Raw genomic sequence first — 3,111 nt, forward strand, 5'->3', positions numbered from 1 at the left:
GAATTGAAAGATTCATAAAAAATGTCATCCTTTCTAGCTAGCTTTTTAGAAAGAATAACGTTTTTTGACACTTGGGGGTAGTGCAAATTCTTAAGTTGATGGGCATGGGGGGACTTCAGCAGGAGCAATTACTGCATTACTTTTAGGTCTTTCCATTCCATTCGCAGATCTTGTAAAAATCCATAAAGACATGAATTTTAAAGCGTTTAAAGATGATGATTTTTCGATTGTACAAGATAACATTCGTTTATTTTTTGATGGTTTTGGTATCTATAAAGGGCATTTCTTCACTGAGTGGGTAGGGAAGATCGTTGAAAAGTGGACAGGGAGTAAGGACACAACCTTTCAGCAGTTGTATGACAAAACAGGAAAAGACGTGTTTTTCCAAGGTACGAACATTTCTACACACCAGCTTCGTACGTTTTCTCGTGAAACGACACCTGATGTCCCGTTAGTAGTTGCTGTGCGGATTTCGATGTCCATCCCATTCTTTTTTAAATCTGTAGAATGGGAAAAAGATTATTATGTAGACGGAGGTGTACTCGATAACTATCCAATTCGTTTATTTGATCGGAAAAGTTTTGTGAATAAAGAAGAACACTTCACGACCACAGATACGATTGACGAGGTTAATAAATTGGTAAGCAATACGGAGGATCATTCTACACTAAGAAGCTTACACACGAAATACAATGCATCTTTCTTTGATCCTGCAGATGAAATTGTCTACAACAAAGAAACACTGGGTTTCCGTTTAGAATCTCAGGCCGAGATTGCCATGTTAAAACATATCGCAACTTCAACAGAACATCATATTGGTCATTCTCTTATTCATTTTGTATGGAATTTGTCTCAAACGATGATCAAAGGTCATGAGAGCGGAAAAACAACCAAGGAAGATGCTGCCCGCACTGTATTTATCAATACATTCTTTACGCCGTCGTTTAATTTCGATATCACAGAAGAAGAAAAGAAAACACTCATGAATTCAGGCTATACTTCTACTAAAGACTATCTACATCAGTTTAATACGCCTGAAGTAAAATTGTTTAATCGACCATAAAGCCGAGTGCAATGCACCTGGCTTTTTTTAATCATCCTGTAACTTCTTTTTTTAGTAGCCAATTAAAATTTAGATAGACTATGCATAGAATAAGAGAGAGGAGATAACAGGAAGTAATAAATATAAGTTTGGATGACTTCTTATTTTGTAAAACTAGGGTGTAGAAAGGGTGAAAAAGGTGGAAGAAAAACGAATTATGATTTATGTAGTGGGTGGTAATGTCAAAGTTGCGAGCCCCCCATGATGTTGTGTTGGATATCGTTGATTTTGATAACTTAGAAGAATACGTAGAACCCATTTTTACAGGTATATTGTATTAAGAACAGGAGAGAAGTATGACTCAAAAAGAAGTAATGGTAGAATACATCTCAAATGCCCGCTTTAGCCAACCTACCACCAATTGAAATGGTTGTTTATACAATTTTTCGGCTAACATAGTACAAAAGAGAACCCTAAAACCGTGGATAGGAATGTATTAAAAAATAAATAGAGTAAAAAGGCGGATTTCTTGTGAAAGCAGGGGTAGTTCAAATAGTTTATTACGTTTTATATTTGAAGATATGAAATATATTAACGGTTTAACTAGCAGTAACAAAATACTGTCTCAAAAATGATTTACCAAAATATAAATTTTCACCCTTTTTGTTACGTTGATTGTTTATTAATTAGTATTTCCTATGTTATTCCTATTTTTTAGGTGATGCGTAAATAAATCTTATATCGGAATTCTAATCAGCATTCTATATAATTTCAGTTATATATTTTAACAAAATAGGCGCTCTTTTGGTGGGTCCCTTTTTTCATGATTATTTTTTTAACTATTATTGTACCAGTCATATCCTAAATTTATAATATTTGCTGCTAGATACGGACAAGCATCTTCTTCTAGCGGCTATAGACTAATCGCAACAACAGAATCCCATTTATTTAGTACCTTTTTATTGAATATGAATGAAAAATTTTAAAATGTGTTTTATAAAACATACAATAAACTTAAAAAAACAGCGATATTATACACATATGCTGATATCACTGCTTTTTTATATGGATATTTGATGGTCAATTTTACAAATTATAAAAAATTACAAGCTCATTTTTACATTTTCGTAACAATATTTTTGTAAGATTATCTTTCTTTTCCCTCTGTTTGATTGGCTTGGAACTCCATTTTTAACGCAATACTATCCCCTTGAAACACGTTTTGATCCGTTCCGCTATCTTCAAATATAAACTTCATCCAAAACCAATCCATTTTCCCAGATTTTAATCCACCTGTTTCAGCCCACTTGGAATGAAATACTTTCTTGGAAGCAATCTCTGGACTTTGTGATTTTAGTTCTGCAAGAGTTGTTTCGTATACAGGGCTTTTTGCTGGATCCCAATCCAAAAGAAATTGTATTTTAATGTGTTCACCAAAATCTTCTGTATTATTATTTTGTTTTAAATCGTTAACAGTATAATCTATTTTCATCATGATGTCTTTAATATCTAGTGTACCACTATTTGTTAAGTTGAATTTCTTTAATATTTTGTCCCCAGGTTTCAAATTTCCTAAGTTAAGTGAAGTAGTTGTTTGCATAGCTAAATCTAATGTACCTGCAGCAAATGTATTATTTGTTACAACTTGATCGCTAAAATATGCATATGTACCCCCACCAATTAAAGATAAACCAAGAGCGGCTGAAACCACTCCAACACCTAACTTCTTTTTCAATGACATTTTTTATTCCTCCCATATCATTTTTACAATTTTTCTCCCTAATCAACTAAAACGCTCCCCTTAATACAGGTATAGCATTAATTGTAAGAATTTTGTATTGAAATAAGAATATTACTTATTGAGAAAATTATGTTACTATCTATCTTCTATAAATTTAACGCACCAAGTAAAGAAAATTTGGTTCATAATTTTCTTTTTATATAGTAGTTAAAGGGGGACCGCCACACATCCATCAACTTAAGGTATATTTTCAAACAAAATGCGGTCTTTCCATATAGTTTTTTATTATCTTTTGTAGATTTTATAAAAGCGGGCATATCAAATAAAC

At 32.6% G+C, this 3,111-nt stretch carries 1 protein-coding gene and 1 pseudogene; one reads left to right on the plus strand and one right to left on the minus strand.

The window, feature by feature from the left end; all coding sequences use genetic code 11:
- Positions 1-106: 106 nt before the first annotated feature.
- Positions 107-1,063: pseudogene (locus ACS2CR_RS33795) on the plus strand (patatin-like phospholipase family protein); the annotation flags it as partial.
- 1,126 nt (positions 1,064-2,189) lie between these two features.
- Here ACS2CR_RS33795 and ACS2CR_RS33800 read toward each other — a convergent pair.
- Entirely contained in the window at positions 2,190-2,783 is a 594-nt protein-coding gene (locus ACS2CR_RS33800) for a TasA family protein (RefSeq protein WP_153603165.1), read from the minus strand.
- Between the last annotated feature and the right edge of the window lie 328 nt (positions 2,784-3,111).

Origin of the sequence: Bacillus cereus group sp. BceL291 (assembly GCF_051776705.1) — a bacterium.
GTDB lineage: Bacteria > Bacillota > Bacilli > Bacillales > Bacillaceae_G > Bacillus_A > Bacillus_A cereus.